Annotated in this window: 24 protein-coding genes; 15 read left to right on the top strand and 9 right to left on the bottom strand. The window is 71.8% G+C overall.

Features of this window, described 5'->3' with window-relative positions:
* Positions 1 to 222: 222 nt before the first annotated feature.
* Positions 223 to 2,433 (bottom strand): ABC transporter permease, encoded by a 2,211-nt coding sequence (locus ACZ9QC_RS17460; protein WP_472920951.1) that lies wholly within the window; start codon positions 2,431 to 2,433, stop codon positions 223 to 225.
* The gene (locus ACZ9QC_RS17455; protein WP_472920950.1) at positions 2,427 to 3,341 is read right to left on the bottom strand and encodes an ABC transporter ATP-binding protein; all 915 of its coding nucleotides are present in this window, start codon (positions 3,339 to 3,341) and stop codon (positions 2,427 to 2,429) included. The genes ACZ9QC_RS17460 and ACZ9QC_RS17455 overlap by 7 nt, the downstream gene beginning before the upstream one ends.
* 142 nt (positions 3,342 to 3,483) lie before the next feature.
* Here ACZ9QC_RS17455 and ACZ9QC_RS17450 point away from each other — a divergent pair, with 142 nt between their 5' ends.
* Positions 3,484 to 4,704 carry a DUF2786 domain-containing protein gene (locus ACZ9QC_RS17450; protein WP_472920949.1) on the top strand — a complete coding sequence of 407 codons (1,221 nt, stop codon included), beginning with the start codon at positions 3,484 to 3,486 and terminating at the stop codon, positions 4,702 to 4,704.
* Positions 4,705 to 5,118: 414 nt separating this feature from the next.
* On the opposite strand, the gene ACZ9QC_RS17445 is transcribed toward ACZ9QC_RS17450, so the two are convergent.
* The 4 genes from ACZ9QC_RS17445 to rpmB all read right to left on the bottom strand — a co-directional run bounded on the left by ACZ9QC_RS17445 (position 5,119) and on the right by rpmB (position 7,339).
* Positions 5,119 to 5,682, bottom strand: a complete 564-nt coding sequence (locus tag ACZ9QC_RS17445) for a DUF4232 domain-containing protein (RefSeq protein WP_472920948.1) — start codon at positions 5,680 to 5,682, stop codon at positions 5,119 to 5,121.
* A 341-nt stretch (positions 5,683 to 6,023) separates the two neighbouring features.
* Entirely contained in the window at positions 6,024 to 6,596 is a 573-nt protein-coding gene (locus ACZ9QC_RS17440; protein ID WP_472920947.1) for a hypothetical protein, read from the bottom strand.
* A gap of 185 nt (positions 6,597 to 6,781) precedes the next feature.
* Entirely contained in the window at positions 6,782 to 7,087 is a 306-nt protein-coding gene (gene rpsN, locus ACZ9QC_RS17435; RefSeq protein WP_184905146.1) for a 30S ribosomal protein S14, read from the bottom strand.
* Positions 7,088 to 7,102: 15 nt separating this feature from the next.
* Complete coding sequence (gene rpmB, locus ACZ9QC_RS17430; protein ID WP_184905144.1) at positions 7,103 to 7,339, bottom strand: 50S ribosomal protein L28; 237 nt, start codon at positions 7,337 to 7,339, stop codon at positions 7,103 to 7,105.
* Between the two features lie 61 nt (positions 7,340 to 7,400).
* Here rpmB and rpmG point away from each other — a divergent pair, with 61 nt between their 5' ends.
* The 5 genes from rpmG to ACZ9QC_RS17405 all read left to right on the top strand — a co-directional run bounded on the left by rpmG (position 7,401) and on the right by ACZ9QC_RS17405 (position 10,143).
* On the top strand, positions 7,401 to 7,565 hold the full coding sequence (gene rpmG, locus ACZ9QC_RS17425) for a 50S ribosomal protein L33 (RefSeq protein WP_033524681.1): 165 nt from the start codon (positions 7,401 to 7,403) through the stop codon (positions 7,563 to 7,565).
* Positions 7,566 to 7,572: 7 nt separating this feature from the next.
* Complete coding sequence (locus ACZ9QC_RS17420; RefSeq protein WP_472920946.1) at positions 7,573 to 7,893, top strand: type B 50S ribosomal protein L31; 321 nt, start codon at positions 7,573 to 7,575, stop codon at positions 7,891 to 7,893.
* 5 nt (positions 7,894 to 7,898) lie between these two features.
* Entirely contained in the window at positions 7,899 to 9,137 is a 1,239-nt protein-coding gene (locus ACZ9QC_RS17415) for a CobW family GTP-binding protein (protein ID WP_472920945.1), read from the top strand.
* Between the two features lie 6 nt (positions 9,138 to 9,143).
* Positions 9,144 to 9,377 (top strand): 30S ribosomal protein S18, encoded by a 234-nt coding sequence (gene rpsR, locus ACZ9QC_RS17410; RefSeq protein ID WP_184905141.1) that lies wholly within the window; start codon positions 9,144 to 9,146, stop codon positions 9,375 to 9,377.
* Between the two features lie 499 nt (positions 9,378 to 9,876).
* Entirely contained in the window at positions 9,877 to 10,143 is a 267-nt protein-coding gene (locus ACZ9QC_RS17405) for a DUF397 domain-containing protein (protein ID WP_193382079.1), read from the top strand.
* Positions 10,144 to 10,221: 78 nt separating this feature from the next.
* Here ACZ9QC_RS17405 and ACZ9QC_RS17400 read toward each other — a convergent pair whose 3' ends face one another.
* Positions 10,222 to 10,740 (bottom strand): ATP-binding protein, encoded by a 519-nt coding sequence (locus tag ACZ9QC_RS17400; protein WP_472920944.1) that lies wholly within the window; start codon positions 10,738 to 10,740, stop codon positions 10,222 to 10,224.
* A 385-nt stretch (positions 10,741 to 11,125) separates the two neighbouring features.
* On the opposite strand from ACZ9QC_RS17400, the gene ACZ9QC_RS17395 reads away from it, so the two are divergent.
* From ACZ9QC_RS17395 to ACZ9QC_RS17370, 6 genes are all read left to right on the top strand, one after another.
* Positions 11,126 to 11,989, top strand: a complete 864-nt coding sequence (locus ACZ9QC_RS17395) for a helix-turn-helix domain-containing protein (protein ID WP_230215635.1) — start codon at positions 11,126 to 11,128, stop codon at positions 11,987 to 11,989.
* Between the two features lie 141 nt (positions 11,990 to 12,130).
* The gene (locus tag ACZ9QC_RS17390; protein WP_472920943.1) at positions 12,131 to 13,591 is read left to right on the top strand and encodes an aldehyde dehydrogenase family protein; all 1,461 of its coding nucleotides are present in this window, start codon (positions 12,131 to 12,133) and stop codon (positions 13,589 to 13,591) included.
* Between the two features lie 150 nt (positions 13,592 to 13,741).
* Positions 13,742 to 14,290: a DinB family protein gene (locus tag ACZ9QC_RS17385; protein WP_472920942.1), complete on the top strand. Its 549-nt coding sequence runs from the start codon at positions 13,742 to 13,744 to the stop codon at positions 14,288 to 14,290.
* A 26-nt stretch (positions 14,291 to 14,316) separates the two neighbouring features.
* On the top strand, positions 14,317 to 14,958 hold the full coding sequence (locus ACZ9QC_RS17380; RefSeq protein ID WP_472920941.1) for a PadR family transcriptional regulator: 642 nt from the start codon (positions 14,317 to 14,319) through the stop codon (positions 14,956 to 14,958).
* Positions 14,959 to 15,036: 78 nt separating this feature from the next.
* Positions 15,037 to 16,005, top strand: a complete 969-nt coding sequence (locus tag ACZ9QC_RS17375) for an ATP-binding cassette domain-containing protein (RefSeq protein ID WP_472920940.1) — start codon at positions 15,037 to 15,039, stop codon at positions 16,003 to 16,005.
* Positions 16,002 to 16,817: an ABC transporter permease gene (locus ACZ9QC_RS17370; protein WP_472920939.1), complete on the top strand. Its 816-nt coding sequence runs from the start codon at positions 16,002 to 16,004 to the stop codon at positions 16,815 to 16,817. Before ACZ9QC_RS17375 ends, ACZ9QC_RS17370 begins: the two co-directional genes overlap by 4 nt.
* 108 nt (positions 16,818 to 16,925) lie before the next feature.
* Here the strand turns inward: ACZ9QC_RS17370 and ACZ9QC_RS17365 are convergent, their stop codons facing one another.
* Positions 16,926 to 18,365, bottom strand: a complete 1,440-nt coding sequence (locus ACZ9QC_RS17365; protein WP_472920938.1) for a glutamate decarboxylase — start codon at positions 18,363 to 18,365, stop codon at positions 16,926 to 16,928.
* Between the two features lie 228 nt (positions 18,366 to 18,593).
* Between ACZ9QC_RS17365 and ACZ9QC_RS17360 the strand changes: the two genes are divergently transcribed.
* A complete protein-coding gene (locus tag ACZ9QC_RS17360; protein ID WP_472920937.1) occupies positions 18,594 to 20,606 on the top strand; it encodes a helix-turn-helix domain-containing protein in 2,013 nt (670 codons plus the stop codon).
* 84 nt (positions 20,607 to 20,690) lie between these two features.
* Here the strand turns inward: ACZ9QC_RS17360 and ACZ9QC_RS17355 are convergent, their stop codons facing one another.
* Complete coding sequence (locus ACZ9QC_RS17355; RefSeq protein ID WP_472920936.1) at positions 20,691 to 21,032, bottom strand: hypothetical protein; 342 nt, start codon at positions 21,030 to 21,032, stop codon at positions 20,691 to 20,693.
* 501 nt (positions 21,033 to 21,533) lie between these two features.
* On the opposite strand from ACZ9QC_RS17355, the gene ACZ9QC_RS17350 reads away from it, so the two are divergent.
* Both ACZ9QC_RS17350 and ACZ9QC_RS17345 read left to right on the top strand, forming a co-directional pair.
* On the top strand, positions 21,534 to 22,295 hold the full coding sequence (locus tag ACZ9QC_RS17350; protein ID WP_472920935.1) for a MerR family transcriptional regulator: 762 nt from the start codon (positions 21,534 to 21,536) through the stop codon (positions 22,293 to 22,295).
* Positions 22,296 to 22,499: 204 nt separating this feature from the next.
* Positions 22,500 to 23,450 carry a DedA family protein gene (locus tag ACZ9QC_RS17345; RefSeq protein WP_472920934.1) on the top strand — a complete coding sequence of 317 codons (951 nt, stop codon included), beginning with the start codon at positions 22,500 to 22,502 and terminating at the stop codon, positions 23,448 to 23,450.
* The last annotated feature ends 13 nt before the right edge of the window (positions 23,451 to 23,463 follow it).

Raw genomic sequence — 23,463 nt, 5'->3', positions numbered from 1 at the left:
GGGCGCGGGGGCCCGCCCAGCCACCCCCCCCACCCGCACACGCCCCTCCATCGCACCCCCACCCCATCGGGGCGCCGCACCGGGACGCGTCGACGCTCAATGCCGGCCCACCACGGCTCCCGCAAGGGGCGCGGGGAACGGCGCGCCCAGCCACCCCCCACCCGCACACGCCCCCCACCGCACCCCCACCCCATCGGGCGCCGCACCCCCTCCCGCGCCCGGCTACCTCACCCCGCCGGCGCTCGCCACCGCCACCACCCCACCCACCCCGACGCACGCCCCCACGCACGCGCCGAGCACCTCCCACGGCACCGTCACACCCACCGGCGCCGACAACATCGCCAACGCCCCCGCCATACCGGCCAGGTTCACCGCGGTGACCGCGACCCCCAGCAGCGCTCCCACCGCGATCGCGACCAGCGCCTCGCCCACCACGACCACCCGCACCTGCCTCCGCGTCGCCCCCGCCAGCCGCAGTGAGCGCAGCTCCGCGCCCCGCGCCGACGTGGCCATCAGCAACGTCCCGGCCAGCGAGATCCCCGCGTACACGAGCGCGATCCCCAGCACCACGACAAACCCCAGCCGGGTGTGCGCCTTGGTGCCGGGGCGGTTCGCCGCGAGCCACTCCCCGGCCGACCGCACGGTCCAGCCGGCCCGCTCCGACCGCCCTTCCAGCGCCGCCGCCACCCCAGCCCGTTCCACCCCGCTCCCACGCGGAGCGACCCGCACCTCGACCCGGTCCACCACCGCCCCACCCGCGTTCGCGGCCGTCACGTACGCCCCGTTGTCCCCGGTCCCCTCCGCGAGCACCGCCGCGATCCGCAGCCGTACCGGCCGCCCGTCGCCGAGCCACACGCGCACGCTCTCGCCCACCTCGTGCCGCTCCCACTCCTCGTTGACGACGATCGACCGGTCGTCGAGATCCCGCACGTCACCGGCGACCACCGGCAGCCGCGACACCGTCGCGAGCGCCGCCGCGTCCGTCACCGCCCGCGCCTCGGACCGCACGAGCGCGGTCCCCTCCTCCACGACGTACACGGCGGTGGAAGCGGACCCGACCACCGTCGCCCCGTCCCCGACGGCACCCCGCACCACCTCGTCCCGCAGCCCCGTTCCCGCCTCACCCGTGACCACGAAGTCCGCCCCGGTCCGCGCCGCCGCCTCCGCGCCCTTCGCCCCGGTGACCGTCCCGGCGGCCCCCAGCAGCGACCCGGCCAGCGCCACGGTCACCAGCACCGGCGCGGCGACGGCCGCGGTACGGCGTACGGACGTGGCCGCGTTCTCCCGGATCAGCAGCCCGACGGCCCCGGGCAGCGCCGCACCCACCAGCCGTACGACCGGCCGTACGAGCAGCGGCGCGAGCGCGGCCACGGCCGTGATCAGCAGCATCGGCTGGGTGGTGTACGTCTTCCGCTTCAGCAGCTCGGCGGGGTCCGTCCCCACCTTCCAGGCCAGCAACCCCAGTCCACCCACCAGCAGCACGCCACCGATCACCCGGCGGGACAGCGGCAGCACCCCCGTGTCCACGGACGCCTCGCGCAGCGCCTCCACGGGCCCGGTCCGCCCGGCCCGCCGCGCCGCCACCCACGCCCCCGCCAGGGCCACCGACACCCCCGTCCAGAAGGCCAGGTGATACGGCCACACGACCGTGTCCGGCACCGCGAACCACGACGGCGCGACCCCGCCGTCCACCAACTCCCGTACCAGCAGCGGCGCCCCCCACGCCCCCAGCGCACACCCGGCGCCGGACGCCACGAGCCCCACCGCCACGGCCTCGCCGAGCAGCAGCCGCCGTACCTGACGCGGGGTCGCGCCCGCCATCCGCAGCAGTCCGAACTCCCGTCTGCGCAGCGCCACCACGAACGCGAACGTGGACGCCGTCACGAACACCGACACGAACGCGGCGACCCCGCCGGCCGTCCCCAGGAGTGCGTTCACGGCGACCAGGGCCTGCGCGTCCCGCTCGTACGACGGGTCCACCTGCCGTCGGGCGTCGCCGGTCAGCACCCGCGCCCGCTCCCCGACCACCGCCCGCACCTCGGCCACGGGCGCGTCCACCCCGACCGCGTCCACCCCGGCCGTGTCCGCCCCGGCCGAGCCGGCGCCGGTCGCGTCCGTCCCGCCCGCGCCCGTCGGCACCGGCCCCAGCTTCCGCAGCTCCGCCAGCAACCGCTTGTCCACAGGGTGTGGACGGGCCAGCTTCTGCGACACCCTGGCCGTCCCCGGGCCCCGCCGGACCTCCACCGTGAGTCTGTCCTGGCCCGCCACCACCACGGGGGAGGAGCCGAAACGCTCAGGCGCACGCGCGGGCGGATCGAGCGACGCCGCGAGCCCCAGACCCATGGCCGTCATCACCCCGACCCCCACCATCACGGCGACGAACGACCCGAGCAACGCGGCCCACCGCGTACGCAACGACGACAGAGTCAGCACGTCACACCTCCGGCGACGCCGTCCCCCGCCACCCGCTCCAGCCCCGTCATGCGCGTGGCCACCGCCTCGACCGACGGCCGGACCAGCTCGCCGCTCACCCGCCCGTCGACCAGGAACACCACTCGGTCCGCGTACGACGCGGCCACGGGGTCGTGGGTCACCATGACCGTGGTCTGACCCTCCCGGTCCACCAACTCCCGCAACAGGCACAGCACTTCACGGCTGGTCGTGGTGTCCAGCGCCCCGGTGGGCTCGTCACCGAAGAGAACGGCGGGCCGGGTGATCAGCGCACGGGCCAGGGCGACCCGCTGCTGCTGCCCGCCGGACAACTGCGCCGGCCGGTGTCCGGCCCGCTCGGCCAGCCCCACCCGGGCCAGGGCCTCGCGCACCGCACCCCGCGAGGGGCGCCGCCCGGCGAGCCGCAGCGGCAGGGCGACGTTCTGCGCGGCGGTCAGGGAGGGGAGGAGGTTGAAGGCCTGGAAGACGAAACCGATCCGGTCCCGGCGCAGCAGCGTCAGCCGCCTCTCGCTCAGCCCGGCCAGCTCCACGCCGTCGACCCGCACGGTCCCGCCGGACGGCCGGTCCAGCCCCGCCGCGCACTGCAACAGCGTCGACTTCCCCGACCCCGACGGCCCCATCACCGCGGTGAAGGTCCCGCCCCCGAAGTCCAGGTCCACCCCGTCGAGGGCGACGACCTCCCCGTAGGCCCGCCGCAGCCCCCGCACGCGTACCGCCGCGCCCCCCGTCTCCCCGTGCCCTGCCCTGTGCCCTGCCCCGTCCCCGTCGGCTCCGGCCCGGCTCCGGCCCGCCCCGGCCGAGGCCGTACCCGCCCTCGCGGACACCCCGCCCGCCTCCGCGGACACCCTGCCCGCCTCCGCCGAGGCGTTGTCTCTCTCCACTGTGGTCATGCCCTTAGCGAACCGTCCGGGTCCCCGCCCGCACACGACCCCTGGAGGGCGTCCTGGAGGTAGGGCCAGCCATACCCCGGCCGGAATCCCCGCCCCAGGGACCCTGATCCACCCCACCCCACCCCATGACACGATCGAACACGTGAGTACGACCAGCACGGTGGACCGCGCCTTCGAGGCCGCGCTCTACGCCGACACCGACGCCGCCCTCGACACCGGCGCCTCCCTGCTCGCCGCCGACCCGGCGGCCGACGTCGAACTGGCCCGGCGCGGGCGGGAGTTCGTCGCCGGGGCCTGGCGGCGGGGCTGGCAGCCCGCCGACGTCGTCCGGTTCGCACGGCGCGAGCTGGAGGACGAGCACGTACGGCTCCTCGCGCGCCTCGTCGTCGAGGAGCACGAGTCCGCTGCTAGGGAGCACGGGACCGGACGGACGGGCGCCCGCCCCCAGCCCCCCGGCCCGCGCTGGGCCGCCCAGCTCGACGACATCAGAGAGCTCGCCGCGCACCCCACCCGCGCGGACCGCTTCTCACAGGCCACCACCGCCCTGGAGCTGTACCGCCTTCTCCTGCGCCTGCCCACCCTCGAACCCCTGGACCGGCCACGGGACGTCGGCGGCGCCAAGAACTCGCCCCACCCCGAGTCCCGCATGCTCAGCCGGATCCGTGCGCTCCTCGCGAAGGCGGAGGCGACCGGCTTCCCGGAGGAGGCGGAGGCGCTCAGCGCGAAGGCGCAGGAGCTGATGGCGCGGCACAGCATCGACGAGGCGCTCCTCGCGGCCCGCGCGCACAGCAAGGACACGCCCGGCGCGTGCCGGATCGGTGTCGACCCGCCGTACGAGACGGCCAAGGCGACCCTCCTCGACGCGGTCGCCCGGGCGAACCGCTGCGAGGCCGTGTGGAACGAGGCCCTCGGCTTCTCCACGGTGGTCGGGTTCGAGGCCGACCTGGAGGTGGTCGAGCTGCTGCACACCTCGCTCCTCGTCCAGGCCACCACCGCCATGACCAAGGCGGAGGCGGCCCAGCGCAAGGGCGGCCGCAAGCGGACCAAGACCTTTCGGCAGTCGTTCCTGGCCGCCTACGCCCACCGCATCGGCGACCGGCTGGCGGCGGTGGCCGAGGCCCAGGTGGCCGAGGCGCGGGCCGAGGCCGAGGCCGGGGGCGCGGTTGGGGTCGGCGGCTCCGACCAGGACCTGCTGCCCGTCCTCGCCGCCCGCGACGTGGCCGTCCACGACGAGTTCAGCCGGATGTTCCCGGACACGGTGACCACCCGAGTCCGAGGCGTCAGCGACCTCGCCGGCTGGCAACAGGGCGCGGAAGCGGCAGACCGCGCCCAGGTCAGGGCGCGCCCCCGGCTACCGGAATGACCCGGGCCGGGCCTTGACCCGTCACTGGCGACGCCGGTCTGGGAACCGGCACGGCCCGTGACCGCCCCTGGAGTCGTGACCGACCCCGGCTGCGCCATCACCCGGGCCGGTCACTGACCCGGAAACGGACGCCGGCTTGGGAACGGGCCTGGCCTCGTGTCCCGCGCCTGGCTTCGTGTCCCGCGCCGGGTCTCGTGTCCCGCGCCGGGTCTCGTGCTCCGCACCTGGCCTCATGATCCGGGCGTTGCCCCAGGCTCCGGGCGTTGCCCCAGGCTCCGGGCGTTGCCCCAGGCTCCGGGCGTTGCCCCAGGCTCCGGCCGGCCTCGGCACAGACGCCCACCCGGGTGGCCCCGGCCCGGCCTCCGCACTGACGCCGTCCCCGGTTCGTTCCGGTCCGGGGCCGGCCCCGACGACTCAGTCGCCCACCGGCAGGAACGGCCCCACCGTCGCCTCCAACGTGCTCTCGGACTTCACCGCGACCTCCGCGTCCGGCCACTTGAAGCTGCTGACCTTGCTGTCGCCGGGCAGGGTCAGCTTCAGTTCGTCCACGGCGGCACTCTTCTCCGCGTCACCGGCGACCCCGCGCACGTAGGAGATGGAGAAGCTCACCGACTGGCCGCCCTCCAGCTTCACCTCGGTGTCCTCGGACGCGCCCTCCTGCGGCTTGAGCGCCCACGACTTCTCGCCGGCGAACAGATCGACCCCGGCGAGGCCCTTCAACGTGCAGGCCGCGTCGCCCTTGTTGGTGACGGTGACCGGGACGGCCCCCTCGTCCCCGGCGGCCGGCGCCGCACTGCTGGGCCCGACCTCCAAGCCGACCCGCGCGGCCGTGCAGGCGCCCTCCTGGGCGCTCTCGGTGGTGGCGGCGGCACCGGTCTTGCCGTCGTCCCCGCCGTCACCCCCGTCACTCCCGCTGCAGGCGGTCAGGGTGAGGGCCGCGAGAAGGGCGGCGGCGATGGCGGTCGGAGCGGTGCGCATGGTGTTCCCGGTGGAGTTCGTGGCTGTCACGGCACAGCCGGCGGCGATGTGAAAGTGCGAACGGGCCACCGAACCCGGAGGTTCCGCGGCCCGTCCGACACATGATCTACGACCCGGCTGCCGAGCGAGGCCCATTTCGCAGCCCCGCAGCCCCGCAGCCCCCAGCCCCACTGCCCCAACGCCCCACCGCCCGAAGACGGCTCCACGGCCCTGGCCCGGACAGGTCCATGCCCTACCGCCCGAGGACGACTGCACTGCCCCGGCTCGGACAGGGCCATGCCCCAGCGCCCGAAGTCGAGGCGTCCGTCCCCACCCCTCGCGCCCCTCCCGCCCGAGCCGGCCTACGACCCCGCGCTCGCCGTGGGCAGATCCGTCGGCAGCCCGGACGGCATCGACCCCTCCGCCTTGCGGAACGTCTCCTCGCCGACGCCGCCCTCCCAGGTGATCGTGAGGGACTTGGCGCTCACCTTGTTCACCATGCCCTCGGTGCGGTCGTCGCTGCCGTCCTGGCACTTGAGGCTGATCATCTGCATGTTCGCCTCGTCGGAGACCTTGCCGCTGCACACCGAGGTGCCCACGAAGACGGCGACCTCCCCGCCGTTGACGAACAGGGCGACCGGCTTGCCGCCGGTCGTGGCCAGCCAGTTGCCCTGGAGTTCGGTCTCGGCGCCGGAGGAGTCCCCGGAGCCGCCGCTGTCCGAGCCGTCGGCGCCGTCCGACGGCTTCGGGTCGGCGGACGACCCCTTGGTCCCGGAGTCACCACTGTCACTACTGTCACCGCTGCACCCGGTCAGCACGAGCGCGGCCGTGAGCCCCGCCGCCGCGGCCACGACGCGTATGCGCCGGCTCGCGGAGGAAGCCCTGGTCGCGGGCCTTGCCGTCTGCGCGGTGGTCGCCGCGGTCACCGTAGTCACTGGAGGTCTCCCAAAGCTGTGGCCGGATCCGGTCGCCGCGGCGACAGCGGCAAGCTACCAGCAGCACCTCGGCGTCAGACGGCCGGGAACTGTGAGAACTCCGGGAAGGACGGGACGCCCCGGCACCCCTGGGACACACCGCCCCCAGCGGCAGGCAGGCCCGGGCCGCCCCCGTCACCCACCCCCTACCAGGAGGATTTCCGCACCCCCGGCAGATACCCCGCGTGCGCCTGCTCCCGCAGGCTCACCCGGGACAGCCCGAACTTGCGGAAGTGCCCCCGGGGCCGGCCGTCCACCTGGTCCCGGTTGCGGACGCGGGTCGCGCTGGCGTCGCGCGGCTGGGCGCGCAGCTCCCGCTGGGCGGCCTCGCGCTCGGCGTCCGAGGCGGACGGCCGCCGGATGATCTCCTTCAGCTCGGCCCGCCGCTCGGCGTACCGCGCGACGATCTCCCGGCGCTTCTCGTTCTTCGCGATCTTGCTCTTCTTCGCCATCGGCTCCTCAGCCCCTCAGATCTTCACGCCGCGCGCGCGGATCCGCGCGACCGCGGCCTCGACGCCGATGACGTCCACGGTCTTGATCCCCTTCGTGCTCAGCCGCAGCCGCACATGGCGGTTCTCGCTGGGCAGCCAGTACCGCTTGGACTGGATGTTGGGGTCGAAGCGGCGGGACGTACGCCGGTGGGAGTGCGAGATGCGGTTGCCGAAGCCGGGCTGGGCGCCGGTCAGCATGCAGTGGGCGGACAAGGTGATGCACCTCTCTCGATCAGGTGGTGTAAATGGAATTCATTTTCAGTAAGGTAGCAGCATGGCACGCAACGAACTCCGCCCGGTCATCAAACTCCGGTCGACGGCCGGCACCGGCTACACCTACGTCACCCGCAAGAACCGCCGGAACGACCCGGACCGGCTGACGCTGCGCAAGTTCGACCCGATGGCGGGCCGTCACGTCGACTTCCGAGAGGAGCGCTGAGGCGCCGATGAAGAAGGACATCCACCCGTCGTACGGGCCCGTCGTCTTCCGGGACCGTGCCGCGAACCACACCTTCCTCACCCGCTCGACGATGACGAGCGAGAAGACGATCGAGTGGGAGGACGGCAACACCTACCCGGTGGTCGACGTCGAGATCTCGAACGTCAGCCACCCCTTCTACACGGGCACCGCGCGCGTCCTGGACACCGCCGGCCGCGTGGAGAAGTTCCAGAAGCGGTACGGCGCCGGGAAAGCCGGGTCGGCTGGCACAACCGGATCAGTCGGCGCGACCGGCGCGACCGGCGTGACCGGAACGAAGCGAGGCTGACCGACGTGACCCAGCTGTCTGTCGCGATCGTCGGCGGGCTGCACGCCGACGCCCGGCGGGCCGCCGTCGAGGCGCTGCTCGCCGGGGTACCGGGCAGCGTCGCGCTGCACCACGACCTCTCCACCGCGACCGACGGTCCGGACGCCAAGGTCGTCCGGACCGTCCGGGACGCGGCGGGCCTCATCACCACCGGTGAGACCCCGCTCGTCAACGACTGCGCCTGCTGCGCGCTGCGCGAGGACCTCGTCCCCGAACTGGAGCGCTTCGCCGACGCCGGCCTCACCCGCCTCGCGGTCGTCGAACTCTGGGACTCCGTCGAGCCGAAGGCCATGGCCGAGGTGATCGCCGCCAGCGGCCTCCGCCTCACCTCCGTGATCACGGCGGTCGACCCCGCCCTCCTGCTGCCCTACCTCGGCAACGGCGACGACCTCGCCGACCGGGGCCTCGCCGCCGCCACCACCGACCAGCGCACGGTCGCCGACACCTTCGCCCGCCAACTCGAATACGCCCCGGTCCTCGCCGTACTGGACTCGGAGGACGCGGACGACGAGGACAGGGCGTTGCTGGCCCAACTCCACCCGACAGCCCAGCGGGTCCCCATCCAGAGCCAGGGGGCGCCCCTTGCTCTTGAGGGGCGCGGGGAACTGCGCGACCAGCCACGACGCACCCGCTCTCCGGAGCGCACCGCCACCCCCACGGCGCCCCACGGTTCCCTGCTCGCCGCCGCGTTCGCCGGCTTCGACGTGGACGCCGCAGCCGCGGCCCAGCACCCCGCCTCGGCCCTCCTCCCCACCGACGCGGACGAACACGGCGTCACCACCTTGGTCTGGCACCGCCACCGCCCCTTCCACCCGGAACGCCTCTACGCCGCACTCGAAGACCTGTGCTGCGCGGCGGCCCGCAGCCGCGGCAGGTTCTGGCTGGCCGAGCGCCCCGACACCCTGCTCCACTGGGACGCCGCCGGCGGCGCCCTGTGCGTGGAGTCGGTCGGCCCCTGGCTCGCCTCGCTCCCGGACGCCGCCTGGGACATGGTCCCCCCGGTCCGCCGGGCCGCCGCCGCCCTCGACTGGCACCCGGAACACGGCGACCGCTGCCAGCACCTCGTCTTCACCTCCCCGGGCCTGGACCGCGACGGACTCGAACGGCTGCTGGAGTCCTGCCTGCTCACCGACGCCGAGTACGCCGCGGGCCGCGCCGCCTGGGAACGGCTGCCGCGCCCCTTCGACACCTTCCTGGAGGTCTGAACCGCCATGCCCCGCAAGCCGGAGCGCAAGCCCGCCAAGTCCCGCCCCAACCCGCTGGACCAGGCGAAGATCACGTACATCGACTACAAGGACACGGACCTGCTGCGCCGGTTCATCTCCGACCGGGGCAAGATCCGCAGCCGCCGTGTGACCCGTGTCACCGCGCAGCAGCAGCGCCAGCTCGCGCGGGCCATCAAGAACGCCCGAGAGATGGCCCTCCTGCCGTACTCCACACGCTGAGCCGCCTGCCCGAACCGACCCGAATATCCACCCGCACCACCTGCACCACCTGCACCGCACGCACCATCTGGCATAACCCGCACCACCACCCCCCACCCGGCCCCGGGGAGGCTCCACGGCCTCCCCGGGGCCGTCCGTTTTCCGCCATTCGCGGGCGCCGCCCTCCCTGCCCTGAACCGCCCGGTTCCGCACGCCGTACGGAGAGATGTGGGCCCGGATGGAACAGGATCGCGCCGTCCTACGTCTCTCTGGTGCTGTAACCGGGGAGACACCCCCCGTGCACGTGCATCCGCTCATGCATCTGCACGTGAACAAAGCTATGATCCGGGGCAGTTGACTGCCGCATCACTGGTGTCACCGGCAACACCGACACCACTGACAAGGCAGGCGTCACTGACAAGGCGGCCACCACTGGCAACGAAGGCATCACTGGCAACACCGGCCACATCAGAGCCAACGCGCATCCAGCGCACTACTGCACCACCCCGGGGAGCGACCTGTGGACCACGACGTGTACGGCGTGGATGACGTGTACAACGGCATGGCCGCGACGGAGCTCACCGAGCTCCACGCGGTGGCCTGGCAGAAGAGCCGGCACAGCAACTCGCAGGGCAACTGCGTGGAGTTCGCCCGGCTGCCCGGCGGCGAGGTGGCGGTACGCAACTCGCGCTTCCCCGACGGCCCGGCGCTCGTCTACACCCGCGCGGAGATCGAGGCGATGCTCCTGGGCGTCAAGGACGGGGAGTTCGACCACCTGGTCGGATAAGGCCCGCCCGGCGGCGGGAAGTCGGCGGGCCCGACGGTGTGACACGCGTAGAACCGCGGCGCCGAAAAGCGCCGCGGTTCATCGACAGGCGGACTGGCGGCCCGGCACCTGCTCCACCTGGAACAGCGCCCACACCACCTTGCCGCTGAGCGCGCCGCCCAGCGGATGCCAGCCCCAGCTGTCCGCGAAGGAGTCGACCAGGAACAATCCGCGCCCCGACTCCGCCGCGAAGTCCTCGGAGTCGCCCGCGACCGGGCTGTCGTGGCTGGGATCGCGCACCGCGCACACCAGCCGCTCGGTCCAGCGCATCAAGTGCAGCCGTACGGGCGGGTCCTGGGCCGGGCGCGCCCCGTTGCCGGTGGGCAGACCGTGCCGCAGGGCGTTGGTGACGAGTTCCGAGACCACGAGGCAGACGTCGTCAAAGCGTTCGTCCAACCGCCACTGGCCGAGCGTGCCCCGGGTGAACTGCCGTGCCTCGCGCACCGCTTCGTAGCGGGGCGGCAGCGCGCAGGACGCGGCGTCGGACACGGTCGCGGGATCAAGTGGCGGAAGTCCCTGCCGTAAGGGTTCGAGCATGGTCGATCCATTCGTCCCCATGCGAGGCACTCCCGGGAGTTCGCGGTCGTTGCGATGCAGCGGTGGCGCGGGACCATGGTTTCTGATGCGCACAGCAGATGCAAGGGCAGATGCACGTGCACGCGCCCGAATTGGACCTTCGCATACCGCTTGCTGAACATTTCTTCTCTCCCCTCATTCCCTCCCAACGGGCCGCGGTCGACGGCTTCCTGGCAACTTCCTGACGGTTTCCTGTGTCCGCGGGGTGTTCTTCGCGACGCATCTCGGCCACACTCCCTTCTCTCCTCCGCCGTCTCATCCGTCTCAGATGTTGAAGACTTTCCATTTCTGTAACCGGGCGAGTGCGGATCGGAGTGGTTTAGTGGCAGACTGCGGCCCCTGAAGAAGTTGGGGAGGCTGGACGAACGTGGGCGCCGGTGAATCGAGCGGGTCGGTGGTGAGGCGGATGCTGCTGGGCTCGCATCTCAGGCGGCTGCGCGAGTCGCAGGGGATCACCCGGGAGAAGGCCGGGTACTCGATCCGCTCCTCGGAGTCGAAGATCAGCCGGATGGAACTCGGCCGGGTCAGCTTCAAGACCCGTGACGTGGAGGACCTGTTGACCCTCTACGGCGTCACCGACGAGGCCGAGCGCACCTCACTGCTCTCCCTGGCGAAGGAAGCCAATGTCGCCGGCTGGTGGCACAGCTACTCCGACGTCCTGCCCAGCTGGTTCCCCACCTACGTCGGCCTCGAAGCGGCGGCCCACCTCATCCGCAGCTACGAAGTCCAGTTCGTGCACGGCCTGTTGCAGACCGAGGCGTACGCCCACGCGGTCGTCGCCCGGGGCATGAGGGGCGCGAGCGAGGCGGAGATCGACAAGCGGGTCGCCCTGCGGATGGAGCGCCAGAAGTACCTGGTGTCCGAGCGGGCCCCGGAGTTCCACTGCGTCCTCGACGAGGCGGCGCTGCGTCGGCCGTACGGCGACCGGGACGTGATGCGGGGGCAGTTCCAGCATCTGATCGACATCTCGGAGCGCCCGAACGTGACGATCCAGATCATGCCGTTCAGCTTCGGCGGCCACTCCGGCGAGAGCGGCGCCTTCACCGTGCTGAGCTTCCCCGAGTCCGACCTCACCGACGTCGTCTATCTCGAACAGCTCACCAGCGCGCTCTACCTGGACAAGGGCGAGGACATCGCGCAGTACGAGCGGGCGATCAAGCGGCTCCAGGACGACAGCCCGTCCCCGGCCGAGAGCCGGGACCTGCTGCGAGGGCTGATCCAGCTCTCCTGAGACTCCCTGGGACCTCCTGAGGCTCCCTGAGAATCCCTGAGAGTCTTCACAGAGTCTCCCGAGTAGCTCTCCAACTCCCTTTACCCACCAGTACGATGACGGGTGATCAATCTTGATCGATGCCGACTGATTGAGGATCACATGTCGTCCTACTTCATCGACCTGGCCCAGCAGTACATCGGCGGCGAGTGGCGCCCGGGCTCCGGCTCCTGGGACATCATCGACTTCAACCCGTACGACGACGCGAAGCTCGCGTCGATCACCATCGCCACGGTCGACGAAGTGGACGAGGCCTACCGGGCCGCCCGGACGGCCCAGAAGGAATGGGCCGAGGTCAACGCGTATGCGCGTCGCGCGGTCTTCGAGAAGGCCCTGAAGGTCATCGAGGAGCGCGAGCAGGAGATCACCGAGGTGATCATCGCCGAACTCGGCGGCACGTACCTGAAGGCCGGGTTCGAACTGCACCTCGCCAAGGAGTTCCTGCGCGAATCGATTCAGCTGGCGCTGCGCCCCGAGGGCAGGATCCTTCCGTCGCCGATCGACGGCAAGGAGAACCGCCTCTACCGCGTACCGGTCGGCGTCGTCGGCGTCATCAGCCCCTTCAACTTCCCCTTCCTCCTCTCCATCAAGTCGGTCGCCCCCGCCCTCGCCCTCGGCAACGGCGTGGTCCTGAAGCCGCACCAGAACACCCCCATCGCCGGTGGCACCCTGGTCGCGAAGATCTTCGAGGAGGCGGGCCTGCCCGGCGGGCTGCTCAACGTCGTCGTCACCGACATCGCCGAGATAGGCGACGCCTTCATCGAGCACCCGATCCCCAAGGTCATCTCCTTCACCGGCTCCGACAAGGTCGGCCGCCACGTCGCCACCGTCGCCGCCTCGCACTTCAAGCGCGCGATCCTCGAACTGGGCGGCAACAGCGCCCTGGTGGTCCTGGACGACGCGGATGTCGACTACGCCGTCGACGCGGCCGTCTTCTCGCGCTACGTCCACCAGGGGCAGGTCTGCATGGCCGCCAACCGCGTCCTGGTCGACCGCTCGGTGCAGGCCGAGTTCACCGAGAAGTTCGTGGCCAAGGTGAAGTCCCTGAAGGTCGGCGACCCGAGCGACCCGAGCACGGTCATCGGCCCGGTCATCAACTCCTCCCAGGCGGACTCCCTCAAGGCCGTCGTCGAGCAGGCGCTCGCCGAGGGCGCCACCGCGCTGTTGCACGGCTCCACGACCGCCAACCTGGTCGAGCCGTCCGTCCTCACCGACGTCCCCGCCGGCTCCGCCCTCCTCCAGCAGGAGGTCTTCGGCCCCGTCGTCTTCCTCATCCCCTTCGACGGGGAGGAGGAGGCCGTCCGCGTCGTCAACGACACCCCGTACGGCCTCAGCGGCGCCGTGCACACCGGGGACATCGAGCGGGGCGTGCGCTTCGCCAAGCAGATCGACACCGGCATGTTCCACGTCAACGACGGCACCGTCCACGACGAGCCCCTCGTGCCGTTCGGCGGCGAGAAGCACTCCGGCATCGGGCGCCTCAACGGCGAGACCGCGGTGGACGCGTTCACCACCCAGAAGTGGATCTCGGTCCAGCACAAGCGGAGCTTCTTCCCCTTCTAGCCCCGTTTCTCTTCGCCCCCTTTCCGCCTCGTTCCTCGTTCTCCGAATTCGCCGGGCCCTTGCGGACAGAACCTGACCGCAAGGGCCCGTAGCTTCGTCGGTGTCAGAGGGGCTCACCGGAGCCCCCGGCCCGACGAGAGGCAGACGGTCATGGTCATGCACGTGCGCGCGGAGGAGACGGTCGACGAGCGCGGGGCGCTGCTCGCCTTCCTGGCGGAACAGCGCGGCGGCCTCCGCCGCTCGGTGCTCGGACTCACCGACGAGCAGGCCTCCAGTCGGCCGAGCGCCAGCGAACTCTCCCTCGCCGGGCTTCTCAAGCACGTGGCCGAGGTCGAGCAGTGGTGGATCGCCAAGGCCAAGGGCGAGGAGCCGGCCGTCCGGCGGGACCAGTCGAACTGGCACGAGTGCTTCACCCTCGTCCGCGACGAGACCGTGGAGTCACAGCTCGCGTACTGGGAGAAGGTCGCCGCCGAGACGGAGTCCTTCCTGCGTACGGTGCCCAGCCTCGACGACACCTTCGAGCTGCCGAACGAACCGTGGTTCCCGCCGAACGAGCGGGTCTCCATGCGCTGGCTGGGCCTGCACCTCATCCGCGAGACCGCCCGGCACGCCGGTCACGCCGACATCATCCGCGAGTCGCTGGACGGCGCCACCGCCTTCGAGCTGGTGGCGAAGGCGCAGGGTGCGAACGGGGGGTGACGTCCTGTGGTTCTACGCTGGGGCCCATGTCAGCGATCCGTCTTCTCGTGCTCGGCGCGGTGCGCCAGCACGGGCGGGCCCACGGCTACCAGGTGCGCAACGACCTGGAGTACTGGGGCGCGCACGAGTGGTCCAATGCCAAGCCCGGCTCGATCTACCACGCCCTGAAGCAGATGGCGAAACAGGGACTGCTGGTCGCGCACGAGATCGCCCCCTCCACGGCCGGCGGGCCGCCCCGCACGGAGTACACGGTCACCGACGCCGGCACCGAGGAGTTCTTCGCGCTGCTGCGGGAGTCCCTCGCCACCTACCACCAGAAGCCGGACGTGCTCTCGGCCGGGCTCGGCTTCATGGTCGACCTCGACCGCGCGGAGGTGCTCGGCCTCCTGGAGGAGCGGGTCAAGGCCATCGGCGCCTGGCGCGAGGGCATCACCGAGTACTACGCGCCCGAGAAGGGCCCGGACCAGTTCGGGCACATCGGCGAGATCATGAACTTCTGGCTCGACTCCTCCGACAGCGGCGCCGCGTGGACCCGCAGCCTCATCGAGCGCATCCGCGCCGGCGCCTACACCTTCGCGGGGGAGGGCGAGCCGTTCGTCGGCGTCCTGGCGGAGGGCCAGGACAACCCGTACGCGACGGGGGAGCGGCACCCGGGGGACGACCGCTAATCAAGTTTGACCATCCCGCTCGAAGGGGTTACCTTCGGATGGACGCTGTAGTCAAGTTTGACTAATAGGGGGATCTCCATGACCGATCAGGCGATCACTGTCGAAGGGGCCCGCAAGACATACGGCGGCAGGGGCGGCAAGGTGGCCCTCGACGGACTCGACCTCCACGTGGCGCGCGGCACCGTGCACGGAGTGCTCGGACCCAACGGCGCGGGCAAGACGACCCTGGTCAGGATCCTGGCGACCCTGTTGCGGCCCGACGCGGGCCGGGTCGAGGTCGCGGGGCACGACGTGGTGGCGCACGCGCGGGAGGTGCGCTTCCGCATCGGCCTGCTCGGCCAGCACGCCGCGCTCGACGAGGAGCTCGGCGGCCGGCAGAACCTGGAGATGTTCGGCCGCCTCTACCACCTGGGCGCCCGCCCCGCGCGCGTACGGGCCGACGAACTCCTGGAGCGGTTCGGCCTCGGCGACACCGGCCGCAAGGCGGTCAAGCAGTACAGCGGCGGCATGCGGCGCCGCCTCGACCTCGCCGCGTCCCTGATCACCGAACCGGAGGTGCTCTTCCTGGACGAGCCGACGACCGGCCTCGACCCTCGCGGCCGCACCGAGGTCTGGGACTCCGTCCGCTCCCTGGTCGGCGGCGGTACGACGGTCCTGCTCACCACCCAGTACCTGGACGAGGCCGACCAGCTCGCCGACCGGATCTCCGTGGTCGACGGCGGACGGGTCGTCGCCGACGGCACGGCGGACGAGCTGAAGCGCCTGACCGGCGGCGACCGCATCGACATCGTCCTGCGAGACGCCCGTCAACTGGGCGCTGCTGTCGACCTGTTGCCGGTCCCCGAGGACGACGTCTCGGTCGACGCCGACCGCCGCCGGCTCAGCGCCCCGGTCACCGACCGCATGACGGCCCTCACCGCGGTCGTACGCGCCCTCGCGGACGCCGGCATCGAGGCCGAGGACATCGCCCTGCGCCGCCCGACCCTGGACGAGGTGTTCCTGCACCTCACCGGGGACGACCGTACGAAGGAGGCCGTAAGCGCATGACCACGACGACAGTGACGACCGCGACGACCGCGACGACCGCGCACACGGGTGCGGGCGCACACGCCCTGACCGACTCCTGGACCATGACCCGCCGCGAACTCGCCCACTGGGCACGGCAACCGGTGCAGATGCTGGTCGGGCTGGTCTTCCCCGTGATGCTGCTGCTGATGTTCGGCTATCTGATCGGCGGCGGTCGCGGGGTGACCGGCGACTACCTCGACTACCTGGTCCCCGGCATGCTCGCGCTCACCATGGCCTTCGGCCTGGAGGGCACGATGCTCGCCGTCACCCAGGACCTCAACAAGGGGGTGATCGACCGCTTCCGGTCGATGCCGATGGCCAACGGGGCGGTCCTGGTGGGCCGTTCGGTCGCGGACATGCTTCAGTCGGCGGTGGGCCTGGCCGTCCTCATGGCCGTCGCCTTCGCCCTCGGCTGGCGCGCGCACGGCGGCCCCGCGGCCTTCCTCGGCGCGGTCGGCCTCCTGCTGCTCTTCCGCTTCGCGATGCTGTGGATCGGCATCCACCTCGCTATGGTGGCCGGCCGGCCCGAACTGCTCACCGCCGTACAGATCCTCGTCTGGCCGGTCGGCTTCCTCTCCAACGCCCTCGCCACGCCCGCCTCCATGCCCGACTGGCTCGGCACGGTCGTCGACTGGAACCCGATGTCCCACACGGCGACGGCCGTACGCCACCTCTTCGGCACCCCGGGCGCCGAAGCCCCCCACCTCTGGACGGCGATCGCCTGGCCCCTGGCCCTGCTGGCGGTCTTCTTCCCCTTGGCGGTCCGTAGATTCGCCCGCCTGAGCAAGTAGGGGCCGGGCCGAACAGCAGGGGCGCAGCCCCTGCTGTTCAGGGGCGCGGGGAACTGCGCGAGAACCCCCACCGAACCCGCACCCACCCACCGAACCCGCACCACCGCCCTAGTGGTGAAACCCCGTCGCCGCCCCCTTGTCCCGCACCGCCGGCCCCGACTGTCGTCGAAGCTCGGGCAGCAGCCGCCCCAGATCCTCCAGGAACATCCCCGCGAGATCGCTCGTGAACCCGTTCCGGCACACCACCCGCAGTACGGACAGATCCTCCCGGTTCTCCGGAAACGTGTACGCGGGCACCAGCCACCCCCTCTCCCGCATCCGCCGCGCCACGTCGAAGACGTCGAACGCGGTGACCCCCTCCTCCGTCGTGAAGGCGAACACCGGCAACTCGTCCCCCCGCGTGAGCAGCCGGAAGTCCCCGAACTTCGACACCTCCTCCGCGAGCCCCGTCGCCACGTCACGCGTCGACCGCTGCACGGCCCGGTACCCCTCCCGCCCGAGCCGCAGGAACGTGTAGTACTGCGCCACGACCTGCGCGCCCGGCCGGGAGAAGTTCAGCGCGAAGGTGGGCATGTCGCCGCCCAGGTAGTTCACCCGGAACACCAGCTCCTCCGGCAGCTCGGCGGCGGACCGCCAGAGCGCCCAGCCCACCCCCGGATACACCAGCCCGTACTTGTGCCCGGAGGTGTTGATCGACGCCACCCGGGGCAACCGGAAGTCCCAGACCAGCTCCTCGTCGAGGAAGGGCGCGACCATCGCCCCGGACGCCCCGTCGACATGCACGGGCACATCCAGACCCGTCCGCTCCTGGAGGTCGTCGAGGGCCGCGCACAGCTCGGCGATCGGCTCGTACGACCCGTCGAAGGTGGAGCCGAGGACGCCCACCACCCCGATCGTGTTCTCGTCGCACAGCGCCGCGGCCGCCGCCGGATCGAGATGGAACCGGTCGCCCTCCATGGGCACCTGCCGGGCCTCCACCTCCCAGAAGTTGCAGAACTTGTCCCAGCAGACCTGGACGTTGACCCCCATGACCAGGTTGGGCCGGGCGCCCGCCGACGGGTAGCGGTCGGCGTTCCGTTTCGCCCACCGCCGCTTGAGGGCCATCCCGGCGAGCATGCACGCCTCGCTGGACCCGGTGGTCGAGCAGCCGACGGCGGCGGCCGGATCCGGCGCGTTCCACAGGTCGGCGAGCATCGACACGCACCGCCGCTCCAGTTCGGCCGTGCGCGGGTACTCGTCCTTGTCGATCATGTTCTTGTCCCGGCACTCGCCCATCAGCACCCCCGCCTCGGGCTCCATCCAGGTGGTGACGAAGGTGGCGAGGTTCAGCCGTGAGTTCCCGTCCAGCATGAGTTCGTCGTGGACGAGCTGGTACGCCGTCGAGGGGGGCAGCGGCGCCTCGGGCAGCCGGTGCCTGGGCGGGGCCTCGGTCATGCCGCTCACGGGGTTGGCCTGGCCGTAGAAGGGGTTCACGGCGAGCCGGTGCCCGTCGTGCCGGTCGAGCCCGGCGTCCTGCGGGGCGTCGTTGTCCCATCGGTGCAGTGGCATGTCTTCGACGGTAGGTCCGCCGCCGGGGACGCGCACCTCACACCTGTGCGGAAGGGGTGCGGGTGGCCCGTGAGGGTGATGTGTCGGTCGTATCGTCCGTCCATTACGCTGCCGAATGCACACCACGTATGACAAGACATATGACAAGACGTATGGCAAGAGCGAACACAGCAGGTGGAGTTGAGCGTCCCGCGCACCCACGTGCGTGACCGGGGAGGGACGGCGCAGTTGCCCACCCTTGACTATCTGATCAACGAGCGGCAGCAGCTGCGGCTGAGGTTCCTCCAGCCGGGCCATGCCTCCCGCCACGGCGCGACCCGGGTCACCGAGGTCGTCGCCAGGCCGCTGACCGAGGCTCCGCACGGGCTCGGCGACCTCGCGGCCGACACCCCGTTCGAGGACGGGACGCTCTTCCTGGTCACCATGGACACGCCCCGGCCGACCCCGGCCCACCTGCGCGCGCTCGACCACCTGATCCGGCTCCTGGACCGGCGCAAGGCGGCCGGTCTGGTGATCGGCACCCCCGGGCACGATCTGCGCACCCTCCCCGACGCCACCCTCACCGCCGCGAACCGCCTGGAACTGCCGCTGCTGGCGACCTCCGCCGAGACCACCGCCTGGGCCCACGTCAACGAGGACCTGCGGCTGCGGCGCGCCCAGTTCGCGGAGCGCCAGGTCCAGCACCTCGACGGCCTCCTCAACCGGCTCCCGGCCCGCCTCGCCGACCCCACGGCCACGCGGCGCATCGCCGACTGGCTCTCGGTGGCCCTGGACGCCGAGGTCCTCGTCAGCTCGGCCCGGCGCGGCGTCCTCGCGGCGGCGCCCGACAGCGCGCCCGCCGGCCTGGCCCACGCCGTCATCACCAGCGCGCACGGCGCACCCGAGGCGCACGACGGCGCCATGCACACCCGGATCGTGGCGATCTCCTCAGGCTCCCCGGGCTCCCCGGGCGGCGAGGACGAGGTCCGGCTGGCCATCGCCTCCCACGAACCCTTCGACCGCGCGGCCACGGCCCTGATCCAGCACGCGGCGAAGCTCCTCGGACTGTGCGACCAGGCCCGCCGCGAGCACCAGGCCAGGACCCGGACCCCGAGGGCGGTGCGGCACGCCGCGTTCCAGCTGCTCATGCGCGGAGAAACGGTTCTGGCGCAGGTGGTCTACACGGGCGCCGCGCAGGCCCTGCTGGACACCGACACCGCCCGCGTCTTCATCGTCGACACCGGACCGCAGGAGCGCGAGGCCACCCTCAGCTGGTGCGAGCGGGCCCTGGCCGAGCAGGCCATCGTGGCCCCGTGTCCGGGCAAGCCGAAGCACATCCTCATCCTCGACCCCGCCCGGGAGGACGGCCGGGTCGAGACGGTCCTCAAGGAGATGATCGCCGCCCGTGAGGGCCATCTGATGGGCCAGAGCCGACCGCACGCGCTCGCCGAGACCGCGGTCGGCTATCTGGAGGCCCTGACGGCGGTCGGCGACGCGGCGGGTACCCCGCACCGCGTCCGGCTGGGCGGCTCCAAGGCCAAATTCGCCCCCCTGCTGCCCAGACGGGCGGCGAAGGCCTGGGCGGCGGCCCTGATGTCCCCGCTCCTGGACGACTTCCCCGGCCGTGGCGACGAGCGGAAGCTGCTGCTGGAGACCCTCCCGACCGCCCTCAGCTTCAAGCACACGGAGGCCGCCGGCGGCCTCGGCGTCCACCGCAACACGGTCACGCAGCGTCTCAACCGGGCCGGGAAGATCCTCTCCCTGGACCTCCGGGGCTCCGCCAACGACCGCGTCCTGACGCTGCTCGCCCTCGACATCCTCGCCCTGCCGGACCCGGACCCGGAACCTGACGTGCCCCTGGGGACCGGCACCCCCGCCCCACCGCACCCGGACACCGAGACCCCCGCCACGCCACCCGACTTCGCGGCGCTGATGGCGGCCGCGGCCGAGGAGGGCGCCACCGCCGCCTGGGCGGAGGAGCGCCTGCGCCCCGTACGGGCGGATCAGCGCGACCTCGTCGAGACCGTCTGCGTCTGGCTGGAGAGCAACCTCAGCACCAGGGAGACCGCCCGCGCCCTCGGCCTCTCCGAGGCCACCGTCCGCAACCACACCCGGGACGCGGCGGGCCTGCTCGGCATGGACTTCTCCACGAAGATGGTCGGCATCACCGACACCGACGTGGTGACCGTGGCCGACATCGCCCTCGCCCTGCACGTGCTCCTGGGCCGCCCGGCCCTGACCCAGCCGCCCCGCGGCTCCTGAGCCGCCGGCCCCCGGCACGACCGGCGCCGAAGACCGAAACCCGCGCACGTGCCCCAACACGTGCGCGGGTTGCCCAGTGGGTCCTCACGCCGGTACGGGCGCCCGCCACAGGACGAGCTGGGCGCCCTCGGCGCCGGCGCGCGGGTGGTGCACATGGTGCGCCGGGCGCATCCACAGCCGGCCCGCCCGGTGCTCCGTCCCGTCCTCGTCGATGATGCTGCCCGCGACGATGTGGGCGGCCTCGGCGAAGTCCTCGTGCACACAGGCCTGGCTCGGCGCGTTCGGCGGCCACACCACGAGATGGGCGGTGAGCCCGGCGTCGTCGCCCGCGAAGAGGGGCACGATCGTCAGCCGGCCGCGGTCCACACCCTCCAGCGCCGCGCCGAGGTCGGCGAACGAGGTGTCCCTCTTGTCGGTCTGGTTCAAGACAGTCCCTCCGCTGGGAGCTACGGGGTAGGAAGAGGCGACGGTGGCCGTCGACGGAACGCCTGGCCCGCACCCCCGTGACGGGCCGGGCGTTCTCGTCCGCGGACACCGCGCGGGCGGTGGCCTGCGTCGTCCGGCACCACCTGGGGAGGAAGGCCCCGGACGACGTGCGCTCAGCGTAGGAAGAGCGCCGGGCCTCGGGCCATTGCACAAGTGCACGGTCCACGCGCCCCGGCTTCGCGTTGTGCACAGTGAGACGCGTGTGACGTGTCGCCAGTGCGTTTCACCAGCCCCGAGCCTTGCGGAAGTGCACAGTCCGCTACGGCCGGACCCCCACCGCCGGACGCACACAGCCGGACCCCCACCGCCGGACGCACACAGCCGGACGCACACCGCCGGAGGCCCACCGCCCGGCCCCGGCGGTCGGTGGGCACAAAGGACTTGCACCTCACGTCACGTGAGGACCCAGCCTGGAACACGACCGACAAAGGAGCGGAAGCCATGAGCCACACCGTGGGACAGGTCGCGGGCTACGCCGGGATCACAGTGCGCACGCTGCACCACTACGACGAGATCGGCCTCCTCGTACCGAGCGAGCGCACCCACGCGGGCCACCGCCGCTACGGCGACGACGACCTCGACCGGCTCCAGCAGATCCTGTTCTACCGGGAGCTCGGCTTCCCCCTCGACGAGGTCGCGACCTTGCTCGACGACCCGGACGCGGACCCGCGGGCGCACCTGCGCCGCCAGCACGAACTGCTGACCGCCCGGATCGAGAGACTCCAGAAGATGGCCGCGGCCGTGGAACACGCCATGGAGGCACGCAGGATGGGCATCGATCTCACCCCCGAGGAACGGTTCGAGGTCTTCGGAGACAACGACCCCGAGCAGTACGCCGAGGAGGCGGAACAGCGCTGGGGCGGCACGGAGGCGTACGCCGAGTCGCAGCGCCGCACCGCCACCTACACGAAGGACGACTGGAAGCGCATGCAGGCCGAGGCGGCCGACTGGGGCGCGCGCTACGACGCCCTGATGGCCGCCGGCGAGGAGCCGACCGGCGAGGCGGCCATGCACCTGGCCGAGGAGCACCGGCAGCAGATCAACACCTGGTACTACGACTGCCCGTACGAGATGCACCGGTGCCTTGGCGAGATGTACGTCTCCGACGAGCGCTTCAAGGCGTTCTACGACGCGATGCGCCCCGGCCTCGCCGAACACCTCCGGGACGCGATCAACGCGAACGCGGCCCGCAAGCGCCCCTGACCCGCCTCCGCCCGCCCCGCTGACCACACAGCTTGGTCTCAGTGCGGCCACAGGGCACTCTGGAGGAGCCCGTGGAACCTAGTGGGGTGACCGTGCGTTGATAGCTTTGGTCACCCCTATGGGTCCCACTGCCTGTGCGACCCGCCGTCGTGGGTCCCCGCCCACAGGCGTTCCCTCTTCCTCACCCCCCAGGAGCCCGGAACCGTGCAGACGATCGCCCTCGGACCGAGCTGGCTGGATCCGGACTACCTGCTCAATTCGTTCGGCATCTGGGGCCTGCTCCTGATCGTGTTCGCCGAGTCCGGCCTGTTCTTCGGGTTCTTCCTGCCCGGTGACTCGCTGCTCTTCACGGCCGGCCTGCTGATCACCACCGATCAGCTGGACTTCCCGCTGTGGCTGGCGATCGTGCTGATCTGCGTCTCGGCGATCCTGGGCGACCAGGTGGGGTACATGTTCGGCAAGAAGGTCGGCCCCGCTCTCTTCAACCGCCCTGACTCCCGCTTCTTCAAGCAGGAGAACGTCACCAAGGCCCACGAGTTCTTCGAGAAGCACGGCCCGAAGTCCCTGATCCTGGCCCGCTTCGTACCCATCGTGCGGACGTTCACGCCGATCATCGCGGGCGTCAGCGGCATGCGGTACCGCACGTTCCTCGTCTTCAACATCGTCGGCGCCATCCTCTGGGGCGCGGGCGTCACACTCCTCGGCTCCTGGCTCGGTCAGATCGAGTTCGTGCACAAGAACATCGAGGCGATGCTCATCCTCATCGTCTTCATCTCGGTGCTCCCGATCATCTTCGAGCTCCTCAAGGCGAGGAAGGCGAAGAAGAACCAGCCCCAGCCCCAGCAGGCCCCGCAGCAGCACTCCGCCGCCGCCCCGGTCATGGACGACGCGACGACCCAGCTCCGCCGCGTCCCGCCGACCGACCAGCCCCAGCAGCCGTCGTACGACCAGAACCAGGGCTACGGCAACCAGGCCTACGACAACCAGGGTTACGGCGACCAGGGCCACCAGCAGCAGGGCTACCAGGAGAACTACGGCTACCAGCAGCCCCCGCAGCAGCCCTACGCCCAGCAGTACCCGCAGGGCGGCCAGTACCCGCAGAACCAGGACCAGAACCAGCAGGGCTACCAGGGCCAGGACTACCCGCGGTACTGAACAACCACGGTCC

The organism is Streptomyces sp. HUAS MS02 (assembly GCF_055702265.1).
The sequence above is the reverse complement of the archived record's forward strand: the minus strand, read 5'-3'. Positions and strand labels throughout refer to the sequence as shown.

Bases quoted from the DNA above. Each gene is read 5' to 3' on its own strand.
- ACZ9QC_RS17380 (WP_472920941.1), top strand. From the start codon at position 14,317: ATGTCAGCGATCCGTCTTCTCGTGCTCGGCGCGGTGCGCCAGCACGGG.
- ACZ9QC_RS17455 (WP_472920950.1), bottom strand. From the start codon at position 3,341: ATGACCACAGTGGAGAGAGACAACGCCTCGGCGGAGGCGGGCAGGGTG.
- ACZ9QC_RS17400 (WP_472920944.1), bottom strand. From the start codon at position 10,740: ATGGGGACGAATGGATCGACCATGCTCGAACCCTTACGGCAGGGACTT.
- rpmG (WP_033524681.1), top strand. From the start codon at position 7,401: ATGGCACGCAACGAACTCCGCCCGGTCATCAAACTCCGGTCGACGGCC.
- rpsN (WP_184905146.1), bottom strand. From the start codon at position 7,087: ATGGCGAAGAAGAGCAAGATCGCGAAGAACGAGAAGCGCCGGGAGATC.
- ACZ9QC_RS17370 (WP_472920939.1), top strand. From the start codon at position 16,002: ATGACCACGACGACAGTGACGACCGCGACGACCGCGACGACCGCGCAC.
- rpsR (WP_184905141.1), top strand. From the start codon at position 9,144: ATGCCCCGCAAGCCGGAGCGCAAGCCCGCCAAGTCCCGCCCCAACCCG.
- ACZ9QC_RS17390 (WP_472920943.1), top strand. From the start codon at position 12,131: ATGTCGTCCTACTTCATCGACCTGGCCCAGCAGTACATCGGCGGCGAG.
- ACZ9QC_RS17375 (WP_472920940.1), top strand. From the start codon at position 15,037: ATGACCGATCAGGCGATCACTGTCGAAGGGGCCCGCAAGACATACGGC.
- ACZ9QC_RS17420 (WP_472920946.1), top strand. From the start codon at position 7,573: ATGAAGAAGGACATCCACCCGTCGTACGGGCCCGTCGTCTTCCGGGAC.
- ACZ9QC_RS17350 (WP_472920935.1), top strand. From the start codon at position 21,534: ATGAGCCACACCGTGGGACAGGTCGCGGGCTACGCCGGGATCACAGTG.
- ACZ9QC_RS17385 (WP_472920942.1), top strand. From the start codon at position 13,742: ATGGTCATGCACGTGCGCGCGGAGGAGACGGTCGACGAGCGCGGGGCG.
- ACZ9QC_RS17445 (WP_472920948.1), bottom strand. From the start codon at position 5,682: ATGCGCACCGCTCCGACCGCCATCGCCGCCGCCCTTCTCGCGGCCCTC.
- ACZ9QC_RS17365 (WP_472920938.1), bottom strand. From the start codon at position 18,365: ATGCCACTGCACCGATGGGACAACGACGCCCCGCAGGACGCCGGGCTC.